This is a genomic window from Aquabacterium humicola (assembly GCF_030167915.1).
Lineage (GTDB): Bacteria > Pseudomonadota > Gammaproteobacteria > Burkholderiales > Burkholderiaceae_C > Pseudaquabacterium > Pseudaquabacterium humicola.
This window is the reverse complement of the sequence record NZ_JARGNB010000006.1, coordinates 187,193-205,225: the sequence shown is the minus strand read 5'-3', so window position 1 is coordinate 205,225 and position 18,033 is coordinate 187,193. Positions and strand designations below refer to the sequence as shown.

Annotated in this window: 13 protein-coding genes; 5 read left to right on the top strand and 8 right to left on the bottom strand. The window is 72.7% G+C overall.

Annotation, left to right across the window (positions count from 1 at the left end; all coding sequences use genetic code 11):
- Positions 1-93 precede the first annotated feature (93 nt).
- The gene (locus P1K89_RS24180) at positions 94-462 is read right to left on the bottom strand and encodes a BON domain-containing protein (protein ID WP_284619079.1); all 369 of its coding nucleotides are present in this window, start codon (positions 460-462) and stop codon (positions 94-96) included.
- 286 nt (positions 463-748) lie between these two features.
- On the opposite strand from P1K89_RS24180, the gene P1K89_RS24175 reads away from it, so the two are divergent.
- From P1K89_RS24175 to P1K89_RS24155, 5 genes are all read left to right on the top strand, one after another.
- Complete coding sequence (locus P1K89_RS24175) at positions 749-964, top strand: hypothetical protein (RefSeq protein ID WP_284619078.1); 216 nt, start codon at positions 749-751, stop codon at positions 962-964.
- A 166-nt stretch (positions 965-1,130) separates the two neighbouring features.
- On the top strand, positions 1,131-2,243 hold the full coding sequence (locus tag P1K89_RS24170) for an amino acid ABC transporter substrate-binding protein (RefSeq protein ID WP_284619077.1): 1,113 nt from the start codon (positions 1,131-1,133) through the stop codon (positions 2,241-2,243).
- A gap of 8 nt (positions 2,244-2,251) precedes the next feature.
- Positions 2,252-4,135: a hybrid sensor histidine kinase/response regulator gene (locus P1K89_RS24165; protein ID WP_284619076.1), complete on the top strand. Its 1,884-nt coding sequence runs from the start codon at positions 2,252-2,254 to the stop codon at positions 4,133-4,135.
- A 288-nt stretch (positions 4,136-4,423) separates the two neighbouring features.
- A complete protein-coding gene (locus tag P1K89_RS24160) occupies positions 4,424-4,912 on the top strand; it encodes a (2Fe-2S)-binding protein (RefSeq protein ID WP_284619075.1) in 489 nt (162 codons plus the stop codon).
- Positions 4,909-7,185, top strand: a complete 2,277-nt coding sequence (locus P1K89_RS24155) for a xanthine dehydrogenase family protein molybdopterin-binding subunit (RefSeq protein WP_284619074.1) — start codon at positions 4,909-4,911, stop codon at positions 7,183-7,185. Before P1K89_RS24160 ends, P1K89_RS24155 begins: the two co-directional genes overlap by 4 nt.
- A 45-nt stretch (positions 7,186-7,230) precedes the next feature.
- Here P1K89_RS24155 and P1K89_RS24150 read toward each other — a convergent pair whose 3' ends face one another.
- From P1K89_RS24150 to P1K89_RS24120, 7 genes are all read right to left on the bottom strand, one after another.
- Positions 7,231-8,238, bottom strand: coding sequence for a Bug family tripartite tricarboxylate transporter substrate binding protein (locus P1K89_RS24150; protein ID WP_284619073.1), 1,008 nt, complete (start codon positions 8,236-8,238; stop codon positions 7,231-7,233).
- 46 nt (positions 8,239-8,284) lie between these two features.
- Positions 8,285-9,166: an amidohydrolase family protein gene (locus tag P1K89_RS24145; RefSeq protein ID WP_284619072.1), complete on the bottom strand. Its 882-nt coding sequence runs from the start codon at positions 9,164-9,166 to the stop codon at positions 8,285-8,287.
- A 49-nt stretch (positions 9,167-9,215) separates the two neighbouring features.
- Positions 9,216-9,998 carry an SDR family NAD(P)-dependent oxidoreductase gene (locus P1K89_RS24140; RefSeq protein ID WP_284619071.1) on the bottom strand — a complete coding sequence of 261 codons (783 nt, stop codon included), beginning with the start codon at positions 9,996-9,998 and terminating at the stop codon, positions 9,216-9,218.
- A 16-nt stretch (positions 9,999-10,014) separates the two neighbouring features.
- Positions 10,015-11,856 (bottom strand): feruloyl-CoA synthase, encoded by a 1,842-nt coding sequence (locus P1K89_RS24135; RefSeq protein ID WP_284619070.1) that lies wholly within the window; start codon positions 11,854-11,856, stop codon positions 10,015-10,017.
- 2 nt (positions 11,857-11,858) lie between these two features.
- Complete coding sequence (locus tag P1K89_RS24130) at positions 11,859-12,671, bottom strand: crotonase/enoyl-CoA hydratase family protein (RefSeq protein ID WP_284619069.1); 813 nt, start codon at positions 12,669-12,671, stop codon at positions 11,859-11,861.
- A 130-nt stretch (positions 12,672-12,801) separates the two neighbouring features.
- Positions 12,802-17,289: a DEAD/DEAH box helicase gene (locus P1K89_RS24125; RefSeq protein ID WP_284619068.1), complete on the bottom strand. Its 4,488-nt coding sequence runs from the start codon at positions 17,287-17,289 to the stop codon at positions 12,802-12,804.
- 73 nt (positions 17,290-17,362) lie between these two features.
- Entirely contained in the window at positions 17,363-18,028 is a 666-nt protein-coding gene (locus tag P1K89_RS24120; RefSeq protein ID WP_284619067.1) for a redoxin domain-containing protein, read from the bottom strand.
- Between the last annotated feature and the right edge of the window lie 5 nt (positions 18,029-18,033).

The window sequence follows — 18,033 nt, the reverse complement described above, 5'->3', positions numbered from 1 at the left end:
GGGGAAGAAACACGACGCCGGCCCGGGTTGCCCGCGGGCCGGCGTCCAGGATCCAGTGCGATTGACGTGGCCGACGCGGCGGCCGGCCGAGGCTCAGCCGATCGTCAGCTGGTTGTCGACCGTGCGCACGCCATCGACGGCCTGCGCCAGCTTCGCCGCGCGCTCACGCGCGCTTTCATTCGGCGCCGTGCCCTTCAGCGCGACCTTGCCGTCGACGGTGTCGACGTCGATGCGCAGCGCGCTCAGTTCGTTGTCGCGCGCGAGGCGGGCGTTGACCGAGGCGGTGATCGCGGCGTCGTTGATGGCGACCTGCGCGTTGTCGGCGCCACGTTCCACCTGGCCGGTCACCGTGCCGTCCTTGGGCGCTGCCGCCTCGCGGCGGTCGCAGCCGGCCAGGCCCATGGTCAGCGCGGCCGCGCAGGCGGCGGCGATCAGCGAAGTGCGGGTCATCGAAGCGTTCATGAAAGTTCTCCTTGCGAAAGGTGGATGGAGCGGATGAGCGGTGGGTACTCGCGCCGCATGACCGGCGGCTGGTGTCAACGATAGGCGGCGCCCCCCGCGGGCCGGATCGGTCATGGACGGGTTGTCCTGTCGGAGCCAACCGACTGCTGTCGGCGCCTTCCTACGGGACGGCGCAGTGTTGGCTGGCAGAAGAAGCCGGCGCCTGCCCGCCCGCTCGGGCACCCCCGCGCCGGACACTGACGTCCAGCTGCCGGCACCCGAGCCGGCGCACGGACGGGGAGCGGTCATGGAATGGCATGAATGGCTGGTCGTCGCAGGTCTGGCCGTCGCCGCGCTGGCGATGATGGGCTGGATCAGCCGACAGCTGCAGCGTCCGCTGGAATGGATGATCGATTCGCGGATCGATCCCGCGTCGGACTACGACGCGCCACCGGACGGCCCCTGGTCCGCGCCGTCGGCGGACGGCCCGGCGCGAGAGGCGAAGCTGCAGCGCGGCTGGTGAAATCCGTCAGCGCAGCGGCCTTCGGCCGCCGCCTTCCGCGTTTTCAGCCATGACCCGGCACCGCCGACGCGCCTAAGATCCGACGCAGCCCGCCACATCGGGGGAGCTGCGCTTGTCACCGTCCCACCGACGACCGATCGCGGCGTTTGCGCTCGCCGCACTCGCCATGGCGACCTGCCCCGCCGCGACGACCTCGCCGCTGCGCGTGGGCATGTCGCTCAGCCTGAGCGGCCCCTACTCGGCGCTGGCCGGCATGCAGGCCAAGGGCTGCCGGCTCTGGGAAGCCGACGTCAATCGCCGCGGCGGCCTGCTCGGCCGGCGCATCGAGCTGGTGGTGCGCGACGATGCCAGCGACCCCGCGCGCGCCGCCAGCGCCTACGAGCAGCTGATCCGCGAGGACCGCGTCGACCTGCTGCTCGGGCCCTATTCGAGCGCCATCACCGCGGCGGTGGCGCCGGTGGCGCAGCGCCACCGGCATCCGCTGCTGGCCGTCGGCGGCGCCAGCGACGAGCTGTGGAACGCCGGCTACGACCACCTGTTCGGCCTGTACCCGCTGACCAGCCGCTACGCGCTCGGCGCGCTGTCGCTGTTCCGCGAAGCCGGCATCGAGCGCATCGCCGTGATCGGCCTGCCGGATGCCGGTCCGCGCAGCGTCGCCGAGGGCGCGCGCAAATGGGCGCCGGTGGTCGGGCTGCGGCTGGTCGCCTTCGCGATCGCGGCCTCCGGGGTGGAGGACTTCGAGCGCCTGGCCGTGCAGGCGCGCGACGCCGGCGCGCAGGCCCTGCTGCTGGCCGGCCGGCTCGACGAAGGCGTCGCGATGCGGCGGGTGCTGAAGGCGCTGGCGTGGTCGCCGCCGTACTACGTCTCCGCCGGTGCCGCGATGCCGCGCTACCACGAGCAGCTCGGCGCGGACGCGCAGGGCACCTTCGGCACCTCGCTGTGGGAGCCGCGTCCGGACCTCGCGCATCCCGGCTCGCCCGACTTCCTGCGCGATTTCCTGCAGCGTTTCGGTGAAGCGCCGTCCTACCACGCGGCGCTGTGTTTTGCGGGCGGGCAGCTGCTGGAGCAGGCGGTGGCCCGGGCCGGCAGCGCCGAGCGGCCCGCGGTGCGGCGCGCGCTCGCGACGCTGGACACCACCACCATCATCGGCCGCTATGCCGCCGACGCCACCGGCGCGCAGGCCAGGGCGCTGGCGCTGATCGTGCAGTGGCAGGGCGGCAAGCGCGAGATCGTCTGGCCCAGCGAGCTGCGCACCGCGCCGCCGCTGTTCGTGCGCTGAACCGGTCCATGGGCCCCACCGCCGCGCCACCGGTCCCGCTGCGCCGCCGCCTGGCCTTCCGGCTGATGGCCCCGGCCGGGCTGTTCGCGCTGCTGCTCGGGCTGATCGCACTGGTGGCCGCGACCGCCGCGGTCGCCGAGTTCGTCGGCCGGCAGGCGGCCGCCGACCTGCACTGGCGCTCGCTCGGCGTGATGCAGATCGTCGAGTCCAGCCACGACGAGCTGCAGCGCACCGGCCGTCAGCGCGACGCGGCCGCGATCCGCGAACGCCGCCTGCTGGCGCTGGTCGCCGTGGAGGACTATGCACGAGTGAACCGCCTGGCGGTGCGCATCGATGCCGGCGACGAGGGCCGCATCGAGGACCTGGGCGCCGCGGCACCGGCCGCGCGGGGGCTGCTGTCGCTGATGCCCGACGATGCGCGGCAGATGACGCGCCGCTTCGAGCCCTGGCGCTGGCAGCTGACGGTGGTGCAGGACCTCGCGCCGTATTCACGACTCTTCGGCGAGCTGTTCGCGCTGGCCGGCGTGGCCTCGCTGGCGCTGGCCGTCGGCGTCGCGCTGATGATGTTCCTGATCGCGTCGCGGCTGGAGGCGCCGATCCGCCACATCATGGACGACGTGCAGCACAACCGGCCGCCGAGCTACGAGGGCGTCGCCGAGTTCGAGCAGCTCGGCCACTCGATCGGATCGATGATGGAGGCGACGCGCCGGGCCGAGGCCGAGCGCCGCGCGCGCGAGGCGGCCGAAGCCGCGAACCAGGCCAAGAGCCGCTTCCTCGCCAGCATGAGCCACGAGCTGCGCACGCCGCTGAACGCGATCATGGGCTTCGCGCAGCTGCTGCAGCGCACGCCCGGGCTGGCGCCGAAGGTGGTCGCGCGGCTGCGCACGATCGAGGACAGCGGCGCCCACCTGCTGCGGCTGATCGAGGACGTGCTGGACCTCGCGAAGGTGGAAGCGGGCCGCTTCGCGCTGGTGCCCGCGCCTTTCGAGCTGCAGCGGCTGCTGGCCGGGGTCGCCGACCTGGCGCGCGTGCAGGCGCAGACACGCCAGCTGCGCTTCGCGCTCGACCTCGACCCGGACCTGCCGGCACAGGTGCTGGCCGACGAGCGCCGGCTGCGGCAGGTGTTGTTGAACCTGGTCGGCAACGCGATCAAGTTCACCGAGCGTGGCGAGGTCACGCTGCGCATCCGGCGCTGCCTGGGCGGCGACGCCCTGCAGGCCGTGCTGCGCTTCGAGGTGCAGGACACCGGCCCCGGCATCCCGGCCAGCGGCCACGAGATGGTGTTCCAGCCCTTCGAACAACTGGGTGACGCGCAGCGGCGCGCCGCCGGCACCGGGCTCGGCCTGGCGATCAGCCGCCAGCTGGTGCGCACGATGGGCAGCGACATCGCGCTGGACAGCACGCCGGGCCAGGGCAGCGTCTTCCGCTTCGAGCTGATGCTGCCGGTGCTGCCCTCGCCCGACGATGCCCCGCGGCCGGCGCGCCGACCGATCGGCTACCAGGGCGCGCGGCGCGCAGTGCTGGTGGTCGACGATGTCGACGAGAACCGCGCGCTGATCGGCGACCTGCTGCAGGAACTGGACTTCCAGGTGATCGAGGCCGACAACGGCGCGACCGGCATCGACACCGCGCGCCGCCTGCGGCCGGACCTGATCCTGATGGACTGCGTGATGCCGGTGATGGACGGGCTGGAGGCGACGCGCCGGCTGCGGGCGATGGACGAGTTCCGCCGCACGCCCATCCTCACCGTGACCGCCGGCGCCTTCGCCGAGGACCTGCGCGCGTCGCTCGATGCCGGGGCGGACGACGTGATCACCAAGCCGCTGCGGCCCGACGAGCTGGTGGCGCAGATCGGCGCGCGGCTGGGGCTGGACTGGGTGTACGCGGAGTAGCGGGCTGGTGGCCTGCGCCACAGGCGGCGGGGTTTGCCGGCCGGGCTCCTCAGCCTTGCAGGCCGCGCCCTCGCAGAGCTCGGGCCCGTCGGCAGGCGTGCGGCAGCCCGCAGGGGCTGCCACACGTCCAGCCTCCGCGTCCCTGAATCGTCGCCCGGCCGGCAAACCCCACCGCCTGTGGGATCACCGCGGTTCGCGGTTCGAATACCGTCGTCCGTCGATGTGCGCTGGTGGCGCGGCCGCTGGCGCCGAAGAATGCCGCCCGAATACCTTTCACGGGAGGCCGGCATGGCGGCACGACGGATACGGCTGACGGTCAACGGCGTCGCGCGTTCGTACGCGGGCGACGGCGAGCAGCCGCTGCTGTGGATGCTGCGCGACGAGCTCGGCCTGACGGCGACCAAATACGGCTGCGGCATCGGCGCCTGCGGCGCCTGCACGGTGCACGTCGACGGCCAGGCGGTGCGCGCCTGCGCGCAGCCGATGACGGCGCTCGACGGCCGGAATGTGCTGACGTGCGAAGGACTCGGCCAGGGCGAGCGCCTGCACCCGGTGCAGCAGGCCTGGGCCGAGCACCACGTGCCGCAGTGCGGCTACTGCCAGGCCGGCCAGATGATGTCGGCCGCCGCGCTGCTGCAGCGCGTGCCGCGGCCGACCGATGCGCAGATCGACGACGCGATGCGCGCCAACCTGTGCCGCTGCGGCACCTATGCGCGCATCCGCGCCGCGGTGCACCGCGCGGCAGCGCTGATGACCGACCGCGGGAGGCGCTCGTGAGCGCCGCGCTGCAGCCTGCGCCGACGCGGCGCGACCTGATGCGCGCCGGCGCCGCATTGGTGCTGGGCTTCCGCCTCGGCGGCGCGGCCCACGCGCAAGCCGCCGCGCCGGCGGCCGACTTCCGGCCGAACGCCTGGCTCACGATCGCGCGCGACGGCGCCGTGCGGGTCTCGATCTCGAAGACCGAGATGGGCCAGGGCACCGCGACCGGCCTCGCGATGCTGGTGGCCGACGAGCTCGACGCCGACTGGGACCGCGTCGCCGTCGGCACGATGCGGCCCGACGGCAAGCAGTTCATGATCACCGGCGGCTCGTACAGCATCAGCGGCGCGTGGCAGCCGGCCCGCATCGCGGGCGCCCAGGCGCGCGAGATGCTGCGCGAGGCGGCCGCGTTGGCCTGGGGCGTTCCGGCGGCCGACTGCCGCACCGAGCGCCACGCGGTGCTGCACCCGGCCAGCGGCCGGCGCGCGGGCTACGGCGAGCTCGCCGCGCGCGCCGCCACGCTGCCGGTGCCGGCCCAGCCCGCGCTGAAGGACCGCGCCGCGCAACAGCTGATCGGCCGCCCGTTGCCCGCCAAGAACCTGACGCCCATCGTGCGCGGCCAGGCCGTCTACGGCATCGACGTGCGCGTGCCCGGCATGCTGTTCGCCAGCATCGAGCGCAGCCCGGTCATCAACGGCCGCCTCGCCGGCTTCGACGAGCGTGCGGCGCGCGCGGTGAAGGGCGTGCGCCACGTGATCCCGATGCGCGGCAATACCTTCCCCGATGCCGAGCTCTACATCCGCGACGGCGTCGCGGTGCTGGCCGATTCGACCTGGGCCGCGCTGCAGGGCCGGCGCCGCCTGAAGGCGACGTGGAACGAGCGCGGCGCCGACCGCAAGCCGCGCGGCGGCCGACTGGCCTCGACCGCATCGCTGGCCGAGGACTTCAGGCGCGCGCTCGCCGACGGTACCCCCGACGCCCCGCGCGAAGGCCTGCACCCGTGGGTCAGCGGCCTGCACACCGGCACGCCAGAGGGCCTGGCGCAGGCTTTCGCCGGCGCACGCCAGGTGCTGGACTTCGAGGTCGACGTGCCGATGCTCCCGCATGCGCCGATGGAGCCGATGAACGCCGTGGCGCACTGGAGCGCCGAGCGCTGCGAGGTCTGGGCGCCCTGCCATTTCCAGAGCCTGCTGCTGCGCGCGCTGCGCGAGCTCACCGGGCTGCCGGCGGAGCGCGTGATCATCCACACCCCGCTGCTGGGCGGCAGCTTCGGCCGCCGGCTGATGCCGGACTACGCGATCGAGGCGGCGATGCTGTCGCGCGAGGCCGGGCGGCCGGTGCAGCTGCTGTGGACACGCGAGGACGACTTCCAGCACGGCTTCTTCTCGCCGCCCAGCCGCCACCGCGTGCGCGCGGCGCTCGCCGCCGACGGCCGCATCGCCGCGCTGGAACATTCGGTGGCCGCGCTGTCGGTGCGCCAGCAGAGCGAACGCGCGTCGATCGCGCCGAGCGGCCTGGACCGCAGCATCGTCATCGACGGCGAGAAGTTCCCCTATGGCGCCGCGCAGATGCACGTGCGTCACCGCATCGTCGAGCAGACGATGCGCGTGTTGTGGTGGCGGCGCGGCTTCACCGCCAACAACACGCTGGTCAACGAAGTGCTGCTCGACGAGTGCGCGCACGCCGCGAAGGAAGATCCGCTGGCGTACCGCCAGCGCCTGCTCGCGCCGGCGCGGATGCTGCGCTACGAGAACGAGGGCGACTTCGAGACCATCGACACCGGCCGCCTCGCGGCCGTGCAGCGCCTGGCCTGCGAGGCCGCCGGCTGGGGCCGCGCGATGCCCGCCGGCGCCGGCCGGGGCCTGGCGAGCACCTGCACCGACAGCTACGTCGCGCAGGTGATCGAGCTCGCGCCGCAGGGCCCCGGCCTGAAGATCGTGCGCGTGATCAGCGCCATCGACTGCGGCCGAGTGATCAACCCGCAGCTGGTGAAGGCGCAGGTCGAGGGCAGCATCGTCTTCGCGCTGACCGCGGCGCTGAAGCCCGCGCCGACGGTGGTCGACGGCCGCCTGCAGCAGAGCAACTTCCACGACCTGCCGCTGCTGCGCTTCGACGAGATGCCGGCGATCGAGACGGTGCTCGTCGACAGCGACGCGCCGCCGACCGGCATCGGCGAGCCGGCGTCGCACTGCACCGCCGCGGCGCTGGCCAATGCGGTGTTCGCGGCGACCGGGCGGCGGCTGCGCGCGCTGCCCTTCGACCTGGGGCGCGTCGGCGGCGCAGGGGCCTGATTCGCCCGGTCCTGCCGCGTCCCGCCCTGCCGCGTCTTTCGGGCGTCAGGATTCCGGCGTGAAGCCCACGCGCTTGACGATCGGCCCCCACGCGGCGTGTTCGTCGCGCACCGCCTTCTGAAGCTCCGCGGGCGAGGTCGGCGCGACCTCCAGGCCGAACTGCGCCAGCGCCGGCGCCATCTCGGGCGCCAGCATCGCCGCGCGCACCTGCTCCGACACGCGCCTGACCAGTTCCGGCGACGCCCTGCCCGGCAGGAACAGGCCGTACCACTCGACCTGCTCCAGCGCCTTGAAGCCCAGCTCGGCATAGGTGGGCACCTCGGCCAGGTAGCGCGAGCGCTTCGGACCGGAGGTCGCCAGCACGCGCAGCTTGCCGGTCTTCACGTGCGGCAGGTAGTCGCCGATCGGGCCGCTGAAGCTGGCGATCTGGCCGCCCAGCAGGTCCTGGATGCCGGGCATCGTGCCGCGGTAGGGCACGTGGTTCAGCGCGACGCCGCTCTCCTTCTCCAGCAGCGCGCCGACGAGGTGCGGCGGCGAGCCGGCGCCGGGTGAACCGTAGCTGGCGGCGTTCGGATTCAACTTGGCCCAGGCCAGGAAGTCCTTCAGCGTCTTCACCGACTCCGGCACCGCGGGACCGACCGCGAGGCCGAAGACCACCGAGGTCAGCCCGGCCACCGGCGTCACGTCGTCGAGGCCGTAGGGCAGCTTCAGGTACAGGTGCGGGTACAGCGTGACCATTGCCGCCGGGCTGACCAGCAAGGTCGAGCCGTCGGCCGCGCTGCGGCGCAGCTCGTCGACCGCCAGCCGGCCGCCGGCGCCGGCGCGGTTGTCGACCAGCACGGTCTTCGCGAGCGGGCCGCGCAGCCGGTCGGCGATGCGGCGGGCGACGACGTCGACCGTGCCGCCGGCCGGGAAGCCGGTGAGGATGCGCGACGTGTCCAGCGGCGCGGCGGGCGCCGGTTGCGCGGGCTGCGGGGATGGCACTGGCTGCGCCAGGGCGAGCGGCGCCATGCTGGCCGTGGCGGCGGCCAGCAGAAGGTCTCTGCGTTGCATGAAGTCTCCGAGGGGTGGAGCGCCCCGATGACGCTCCTTTCAGGAACTAGGCAGTCTTGTTGCTGCCTTCCAGTCCGAGCAGGCGCATCGCATTGCGCTTGAGGATCAGCGGCTTGACCTCGTCCTTGAAGCCCGCCTGCTCGAAGTCGGCGAGCCAGCGGTCGGGCGAGATCAGCGGGAAGTCGCTGCCGAAGAGGATGCGGTCCTTCAGCAGCGTGTTCGCGTACTGCACCAGCTGCGGCGGGAAGTACTTCGGGCTCCAGCCCGACAGGTCGATCCAGATGTTGGGCTTGTGCATCGCCAGCGAGATCGCCTCGTCCTGCCACGGCCACGACGGGTGGGCGATGATGATCTGCATGTCGGGGAAGGCGATCGCCACGTCCTCGAGCAGCATCGGGTTCGAGTTCTGCAGCCGCAGGCCCCCGCCGCAGCGCATGCCGCTGCCGATGCCCGAGTGGCCGCTGTGGAACACCGCCGGCAGCTTGTGCTCGTTGATGACCTCGTAGATCGGCCAGGCCATGCGGTCGGCCGGCTCGAAGCCCTGCACCGTCGGGTGGAACTTGAAGCCCTTGACGCCGAACTCCTCGACCAGCTTGCGGGCCTCGCGCCCGCCCATCCTGCCCTTGTGCGGATCGATCGAGCCGAAGGCGATCATGATGTCCGGATTCGCGAGCGCGGCCTCGGCGATCTCCTCGTTCGGGATGCGGCGGCGGCCGAGCTGGGTCTCGGCATCGACGGTGAAGTTGACGAAGCCGATCTTCTTCTCGCGGTAGAAGTCGATCGTCTCCTGCATCGTCGGCCGGCGCGAGGACTTGAAGTACTTGTCGGCGGCGCGGTCGTATTCCTCGCCGTAGTTGTCGAACGGGTTGCGGCACGACACCTCGAGGTGGGTGTGCGTGTCGATGGCGATCAGCGCGTCGGGATTCATCGCGGGGTCCTTGTCGCTACCTTGTCGCTACCTTGTCGCTAACGCGGGATCAGCGCGGCGCCATGCGCAGCGCGCCGTCGAGGCGGATCACCTCGCCGTTGAGCGCGACGTTCTCGACGATCGCCGCCGCCAGCTGCGCGAATTCCTCGGGCTTGCCCAGGCGCTGCGGGAACGGGATGCTGGCGGCCAGCGACGCCTGCACGGCTTCGGGCAGCTCGGCGACCAGCGGCGTCAGGAACAGCCCCGGCGCGATCGTCACGACGCGGATGCCGTGCTGCGCGAGGTCGCGCGCCATCGGCAAGGTCATCGAGACGATGCCGCCCTTGGACGCCGAATACGCTTCCTGGCCGACCTGGCCGTCGAAGGCGGCGACCGACGCGGTGTTGACGATCACGCCGCGTTCGCCGTCCGCCAGCGGCTCCAGCGCGGCCATCTGCGCCGCGACGAGGCGCGCGACGTTGTAGGTGCCGATCAGGTTGACCTCGATGACGCGGCGGAAGTCGGCCAGCGGCGCGGCGCGGCCGTCCTTGCCGACGATGCGCTTGGCGCTGCCGATGCCGGCGACGTTCATCAGCAGGCGCACCGGGCCGAAGCGTTCGCGCACGGCGGCCAGCGCGGCCTCGACGCTGGCCTCGTCGGTGATGTCGCAGCGCAGGCCGATGGCGCGGTTCCCGCGGTCGGCGTCGATCTCGCCGGCCACGCGCTCGGCGCCATCGCCGTTGATGTCCAGCACCGCCACCTTCGCGCCGAGCGCCGCCAGCCCGCGCGCGGTCTGCGCGCCGAGCCCCGAGCCGCCGCCGGTGACGATCGCCACATGGCCTTCGATCTTCATGCGTGTCTCCTCGTGATCAGCGGTTGGGCAGGATGACCAGCGGGTCCGCGCCCTCGTACAGCGCGTCGACCAGCGAGGCGCGGCGCTTGAGCACCGCGCGCTGGTTGATCGAGCCCTTGTCGGTCAGCTCGCCGGCCTCCAGCGACGGCGGCTCGGCGAGCACGTGCAGGCGGGCGACGCGGTTCGCGCTGCCGGTGCCCTCGTGCCAGAGGCGGTCGGCGAGCTGCTGGAAGAAGTGGCGCACCGCCGGATGCCGGACCACAGCAGGCGCGGCGCTGCCCGCGTCGAGGCCCGCGAGGCGGCGGCAGTCCTCCAGGCGCGGGAACACCAGCAGCGCGATGTCGTCGCGGTTCAGCCCGGCGACCACCGAGTCCTGCACCATCGGGGCGCCCAGCGCCAGCACCTTCGCGCGCAGCGGGCCGACGCTGACGAAGGTGCCGCTGGAGAGCTTGAAGTCCTCGGCGATGCGGCCGTCGAACATCAGGCCCCGCGTCGGGTCGGCCGGGTCGACGCCGACCACGGCATCGCCGGTGCAGTAGAAGCCTTCATCGTCGAAGGCCGCGGCGGTCTCTTCGGGGGCGCGCCAATAACCCGTCATCACGTTGGGGCCGCGGAAGCGGATCTCGGTCTTGTCTCCGAGCGGCACCAGCTTCACGTCGACGCCCGGCACCGGCAGCCCGATCCAGCCGGCGCGCACGTCGGTGCCGACCGCGAAGGTGCAGCTGGGCGCGGTCTCGGTCATGCCGAGGCCGGTGATCACGCGGATGCGCTCGCCGATGGTGGCCTCGGCATGCGCGTCGAGATGATCCCACACGGCCTGCGCCAGGCCGGCGCCGGCGAACATGAAGGCCTTGACCTCGCGGAACAGCGTCGTGCGCAGCACCGCGTCGTCGTCCATTGCACGCGCGATCTCCTCGAAGCCCTTGGGCACGTTGAAGTACACGCTGGGCGAGATCTCGCGCAGGTTGCGCAGCGTTTCGGCCATGCCCGCGGGCGTCGGCTTGCCGTCGTCGATGTACAGCGTGCCGCCGTTGCTCAGCACGATGCCGACGTTGTGGTTGCCGCCGAAGGTGTGGTTCCACGGCAGCCAGTCGACCAGCACCGGCGGTGCGTCGGCCAGGAAACGCATGCACTGGCGCAGCATCTGCTGGTTCGCCGTCAGCATGCGCTGGGTGTTCGGCACCGCCTTCGGCAGCTTGGTCGAGCCGGAGGTGAAGAGGAACTTGGCCACCGTGTCCGGGCCGACCGCCGCGTGCGCGCGCTGCAGCGATTCACCGGGCGCGGTGTCGAGCAGTGCGTCGAACGCCAGGCTGGCCCGGCCTTCCAACGTGCCTTGGCCGAGGATCACCGGCAGCCCGTCGAAGACCGCGTCGATCGCGCGCCCGTACGACGCATCGGCCGCATAGACCGCGCCCGGCGTCAGCGTCTGGGCGATGTGCCGCAGCTTGCCGAAGTCCTGCGCGATCAGCGAATACGCCGGCGACACCGGCGCGTGCGCGATGCCGGCCCACATCGCGGCGAGCGCCAGCGTCAGGTGCTCGAGGTCGTTGCCCGACAGGATCACCAGCGGCCGCTCGACCGACAGCCCGAGGTCCAGCAGCGCCTGGCCGACCGACTGCACGCGCTGCAGCATCTCGGCGTAGCCGATGCGGCGCCAGTCGCCGCCCTGATCACGCCGGGCGGCGAAGGTGCGCTGCGGCGCTTCGCGGGCCCAGTGTTCGAGGTGATCGGTCAGCCGCGGCGGATGCGCGCCGAGCGGCGTCGTCGAGCGCAGCAGCGTGCTGCCGTCGGCCCGGCGTTCGAGGGTGGCGGCGACGCAGCCGCCGACGTTCGCATCGCGATAACGAGGAGCGGCCATGCTCAGCCCTTCACGACCTTGCCAGCGCGCTTTTCCAGGAAGGCGCGCAACCGCGCCTGCGCGTCCGGCGTGCTCTCGGCCACCGCGGCCATCAGCGATTCGGTGAACAGCCCCTCGCTCTGCGACTGCTCGGCGATGCGCGGCAGCGCCTGCATCACCGCGAAGTTCGACATCGGCGAGTTGGTCGCGATGCGGCGCGCGAGCTCGATGCCCTTGGCGAGGCCAGCGCCGTCGGCGACGAGGTACTGCGCGAGGCCGACGCGTTCGCCTTCGGCGGCGTCGAGCACGCGGCCGGTGAGCATCATGTCGCTCATGCGCGCGACGCCGATCAGGCGCGGGATGCGCGCCGAGCCGCCGCCGCCGACGAACAGGCCGCGCTGGCCTTCGGGCAGGCCGTAGTAGGCGGACTGTTCGGCGATGCGCACATGGCACGAGGCCGCCAGTTCCAGCCCGCCGCCGACCACCGCGCCGTGCAGCACCGCGACCACCGGCACGCGGCCGAACTGCACCTGGTCGAAGGCCGCATGCCACATGCGCGAATGCAGCACGCCGCCGGCGACGTCGCGCTCGACCAGTTCGGCCAGGTCCAGCCCGGCGCAGAAATGTTCACCCTCGCCGCTGACCACGGCCGCGCCGATGCCGGCGGGCAGGTTGACGAAGGCGGTGTGCAGCTGCTGGATCAGCGCATCGCTCAGTGCATTGCGCTTGGCGGGGCGGTTCAGCCGGATGTGCGCGACGGCACCGTCGGTGCTGATCTGCAGCAGGTCCAGCGCGGCGAGCGGACCTTCGGTGACGGGCGTGAAGACGTGGCTCATGCGGCCTCCTGTTGCCGTCAATGTAGTTCAGTAAGTGAATGAAGATGACTCGGGAAAATACCTACTTCAACACCAAAACGGCGATTGAAAGCCTGCCTCAGTAATTCAATGCGTTAACTAGAAAGCCTGCTCAATGCGCCAACCGCCCCGGCGGCAGCAGGCTGCCCGGCCGCTGGCGGCGGATCAGCAGGTTCTTCAGCGCCCACTGCTGCGCCGCGTCGAGCGGCTTCAGGTAGCGCACGTCGCCGCCGACCTCGACGGCCACCGGCACCCCGCGCTCGAACAGCACGCGGTTGCCGGGCAGCCGCGGCACCTTCTCGCCCGGCACCAGGATGCCGACGAGGTTCAGCGGATCGGCGGCCGAGATCGTCACGCGTTCGAGCGCGGCGGCCTCCCCGGGCCCGTCGCCGGCCCCGTCCACCGACGCCGAGCCGGCGTCTCGCGGTTCACGCGCCAGCGCGCGCAGCGCCGCCGCCGCTTCCGGCAACGCGAACTGCTCGCCGGCGAAACCGCCGACGAAGCGCCCGCCGCGGATCTCGCCGCGCGCCTCGAGCCGGCGCAGCACGTAGTGCAGGTCGCGCCACGGCGGCAGGCCGTCCTCGCGCTCGAGCAGCATGCGGAAGACCACGCCGTAGCGCCGCAGCAGCACACGCGCGATGTGCTCCACATGCGGATCGGCCAGCGCGCCCGGTGCGTCGACCGCCGCACGCTGCCGCCGCGCGAGCGACCAGCGTCCGGCATCGTCCATCGCCGGGTCGCGGCCCGGATGACGGCGGCGCAGCTTGTCGCGCCGGTCGGCGGGCATCACCAGCGCCCGCAGGCCGGCGAAGCTGTCGCAGCTGACGAGGCCCTGCGCCACCAGCTCGGCCAGCGCGTTCTCCAGCTCGGTGCCGAGCAGCCGCGTGTCGTGCAGCAGGTCGGCGAAGAAGCTCGCGCCCTGCGTGCGCAGCACGTCCAGCACGCGCGCGGCCTTGGGCGACAGCGCCGGGCCTTCCCCGCCTTCGACCGACTCGCCGGCCGCCGCCAGCTGCCAGTGCACCAGCGCCTCGCGCTCGCACAGCAGCACCGGCGTCGCGCGGATCGGGCCGGACTTCGGCCGGGCCTCCTGCGGGCTGTCGGCGGCGACCGCCCTGACCGGCCGCCACCAGCTGATCCGCCCGGTCGCACACAGCCGGTCGAGCATCGCCGGCGAATAGTCGCGCACGCGGGCCGCCAGCAGGTCGTCCTCCCAGGCGGCCACCGGCGCGCCGAAACCTTCGAGCCGGCGCAGCGCGGCCAGCAGGCCCGGCTCGCCGTCGGGCCGCTCGTCGATGTCGTCCGCGCGGCCGTCGGCGCCGCTCAGCTGGTGCCAGCGGAACAGGAAGCGCATGAACTGCGCAGCAGTCACTGGCCGGATCTCGGCACGCCGCTGGTCGCGGGTATGGCGGTGCATGCGGGCGAGCAGGCGCCGGTCACACCACTCGTCGGCACTCGCCGAGGTGAAGCCCCCCTGCATCACCGCGCCTTCGGCCTGCAGGCGCAGCAACGCGCCGTGCACGGCATCGGGCGCCAGACCCAGCGGTGCCGCGAGCGCGGCCAGCGTCACCGGACCGAGCATCTCGAGCCGGTTGCGCACCAGCTCGCGCAGCGCGTCGCCGGCATCGGCCGGCACCGCGCCGACCGCCGTGATCGGCGGCCGGATCGGCGCACCCGGCAACACCGCCTGCAGTTCGTGCAGCCGTTCGGCCGCCACCAGCAGCGGTGCGCCGGACGGCGCCTGTAGCCAGGTGCAGCGGCGCTGGGCCTGCAGCGCCTCGATCCACACGTCCACCGCCTCGGCGCCGCCGTCGCGCACGTCATCGGCCGTCAGGAAACCGTGCACGACCAGCGCATCGTGCAACTCGTCCGCGTGCGCGATCGACGGCCGCGCCTCGTCGCGCACCTGCGCGATCGCCTCCGGGTTCAGCCGCCCGATGTCCGCCGCGCTGTGCAGGTCCGGCAGCCCGCCCTGCCGAACGGCCTTGGTCCGGCGCTCCTCCGCCGCGCCGTCGTCGAGGAAGGCATAGGGCCGCGCGTTCAGCACCGCCAGCGACAGCGGCGAAGGCGCCGTCAGCTCGCGCGTGACCACCTCGATGTCGCCCGATTCGATGCGCGACAGCAGCCGCAGGAAGCCGTCGACGTCCATCGTGTCGTGCAGGCAGTCGTGCAGCGTCTGCTGCACCAGCGGATGGTCGGGAATCTCGCGCGGGCCGGTGATGTTCTCGGCGCAGGCCACCTGGTCCGGGAAGACCACGCACAGCAGGTCCTGCGCATCGCTGCGCTGGAACTGCGGCGGCACCTTGCGCGCGCCGCGCATGCGCTTGACGGCCAGCGCGGCGGTCGCGTTCCAGCGCCAGCGGGTGGCGAACATCGGCGCGTCGAGCAGCGCCTGCACCAGCACGTCGCGCGCGCTGGCCGAGCGCAGGTAGCGCTTGACGTCGTCGAGCGCGAAGCTGTGCGTCGGCCCGAGCGACAGCACGATCGAATCCTCCAGCGCGCTGGCCTGCAGCTCGAAGTTGAACTGGCGGCAGAAGCGCTTGCGCAGCGCCAGCCCCCACGCCTTGTTGATGCGCGAGCCGGCCGGCGCATGGATCACGAGGTGGGTGTCGCCGACCTCGTCGAAGAAGCGCTCGATCACCACGCGCCGGTCGCCCGGCAGCACGCCGAGCGCGGCCTTGGCGGCGCCGAGGTAGTGCGCCAGCTGCCGGGCGGCGGGCTCGGGCAGGTGGAGCTCGTCGCGCAGCTGACGCTCACATCGTTCGCTATCGACCAGCACAGTGCCGCTCTCGTCCCGCGCGTCGCCGAGCCAGCCGCTGGCGTTCTCCATCAGCCGCGCGACCGCCTGGCTCAGCTCGTCGCTGCGGCCCAGCGCATCGCCGAGCCAGAACGGCATCGACGGCGGCTGGCCCCTGGCGTCCTCGACGAAGACCTTGCCGGTCTCCACCTTGACGATGCGGTACGAGGTATTGCCGAGCTGGAACACGTCGCCGGCGAGGCTTTCGAACGCGAAGTCCTCGTTCAGCGTGCCGACGCGGTGCTCCTCGGGCAGCAGCACGACGTCGGAATCGAACTGGTCGGGAATCACGCCGGCGTTGGTGACCGCCGTCAGCTGCGCGCCGCGGCGCGCGCGCAGCATGCCGTTGACCGCGTCGTGGTGCAGGTAGGCGCCGGCGCGGCCGCGGCGCGTGGTGTAGGCCTCGGCGAGCATGCGCACCACGTCGTCGAAGGTCGCACGAGACAGCCGCCGGTAGGGCTGCGCCCGCACGAAGCATTCGTACAGCGCCTGCACACCCCACTCGCGGCACGCCACCTCGGCGACGATCTGCTGCGCCAGCGCATCGATCGGGGCGAGCGGCGTGCGGATGCGGTCGAGCTCGCCGCGCGCCACCGCATCGAGCAGCGCGCTGCACTCGAGCAGGTCGTCGAGCGACAGCGGGAACAGCCGCCCCTTCGGCACCGCGCGCACCGCATGCCCGGCACGGCCCACGCGCTGCAGGAAGGCGTTGATGCCGCGCGGCGAGCCGAGCTGGCAGACGAGGTCGACATCGCCGATGTCGATGCCCAGCTCCAGCGAGCTGGTCGCCACCAGCGCCTTCAGCGCGCCGGCCTTCAGCCGCTGCTCGGCCTGCAGGCGGTGCTCGCGCGCCAGGCTGCCGTGGTGCGCGGTGACGTGTTCTTCGCCGAGACGTTCGGCCAGGTGCCGCGCCGCCCGCTCGGCGACGCGCCGCTGGTTGACGAAGATCAGCGTCGTGCGGTGCTGGGCGATCAGCTCGGCGAGGCGGTCGTAGATCTCGTCCCAGACCTCGTTGGCCATCACCGCCGCCAGCGGCGAGCGCGGCAGCTCGAGCGCGATGTCGCGCCGGCGCGCGTGGCCGGTGTCGATGACCTCGACCGCGCCGCCGGCGCCGGGATCGCGCGCGCCGACCAGGAAGCGCGCCATCTCGTCCAGCGGCTTCACCGTCGCCGACAGCCCGATGCGCACCGGCGGCCGCTCGGCGAGCGCCTCGAGCCGTTCCAGGCTCAGCATCAGGTGCGCGCCGCGTTTGCTGCCGGCCACCGCATGCAGCTCGTCGACGATCACGCTCTTCACCGAGCGCAGCATCGTGCGGCCGGCGGCCGAGGTCAGCAGGATGTACAGCGATTCCGGCGTCGTCACCAGGATGTGCGGCGGCTGGCGGCGCATGCGGTCACGGTCGGCCTGCGGCGTGTCGCCGGTGCGCACCGCGTCGCGGATGGGCACGTCGGGCAGGCCTTGCGCCTGCAGCGCCGCGCGGATGCCGGCCAGCGGTTCCTGCAGGTTCTTGCGGATGTCGTTGGACAGCGCCTTCAGCGGCGACACGTAGAGCACGTGCACCTCGTCGGCCAGGCCGGTGCCCTGGCCCTCGCGTCCGGTCGCCAGGCCTTCGACCACCAGGTCATTGATCGCCGACAGGAAGGCCGCGAGCGTCTTGCCCGAGCCGGTCGGCGCGGCGATCAGCGCGTGGCGGTGCTGCGTGGTAACCGCCCAGGCGCGGGCCTGCACCTCGGTGGGCTGGCCGAAACGGTCGAGGAACCAGCCGGCGACGGCCGGATGGAAAGGCAGAGGCAGGTTCGCGGGCATGGCGGGTGGCGTTGCAGGCGCCGTGCCCGCGATCGGACCATTGTGCGATCGGTCGGCGATGCCCCTGCAGCGCTCAATGGGGATTCAGCACCGACTGCGCCGCGGCCAGGATCGTCTCGTCGGTCGGCAGCTTGCCCAGGCCCGCCAGCCCCTCGGTGGCGCATTCGATGTAGGCCCAGCGCACGATGCCGTGGCGGTCGATCAGGAACTGGCCCTTCAGCTGCGGCCACTGGCGGTCGACGTCGCCCTGGTCGGACGGCGTGGGCTGGTAGCCGTCGCGCTGCTGCATCCAGGCGCCGAGCTGGCTCGGCGCCATCGGCGCGGGCGCATCGCCGAAGGGGTTGATGCGCGTCGCCTCCATCTCCGACAGCAGGGCCGGCGTGACCTCCGGCTTCGGCACGCCATAGGCGCGGTGCGTGGCCAGCGCCGGGTCGGACGCGAGCATCAGCGTCGTCGGGCGGAAGCGGAAGTAGACCTGCGCGTTCTCCGGCGCCGTCGCGACGACCGCCAGGCTCTGCACGCCCAGCGCCTTCAGCTTCTGGTCGACAGCGGCCAGCTGCACCAGCTGGCGGCGGCAGAACGGGCACCACAGCCCGACCATCAGCGCCAGGAACAAGGGGCTCTGATCGCGGTAGTCGTCGAGCGTGACCAAGCGGTCGGGCCGGGCGACGGCCGGCAGCGCGAACGGTGGCGCCGCTTCGCCGGGGCCGACGGGCGGTCGGGGTGCGGGGGTCGACATGACGA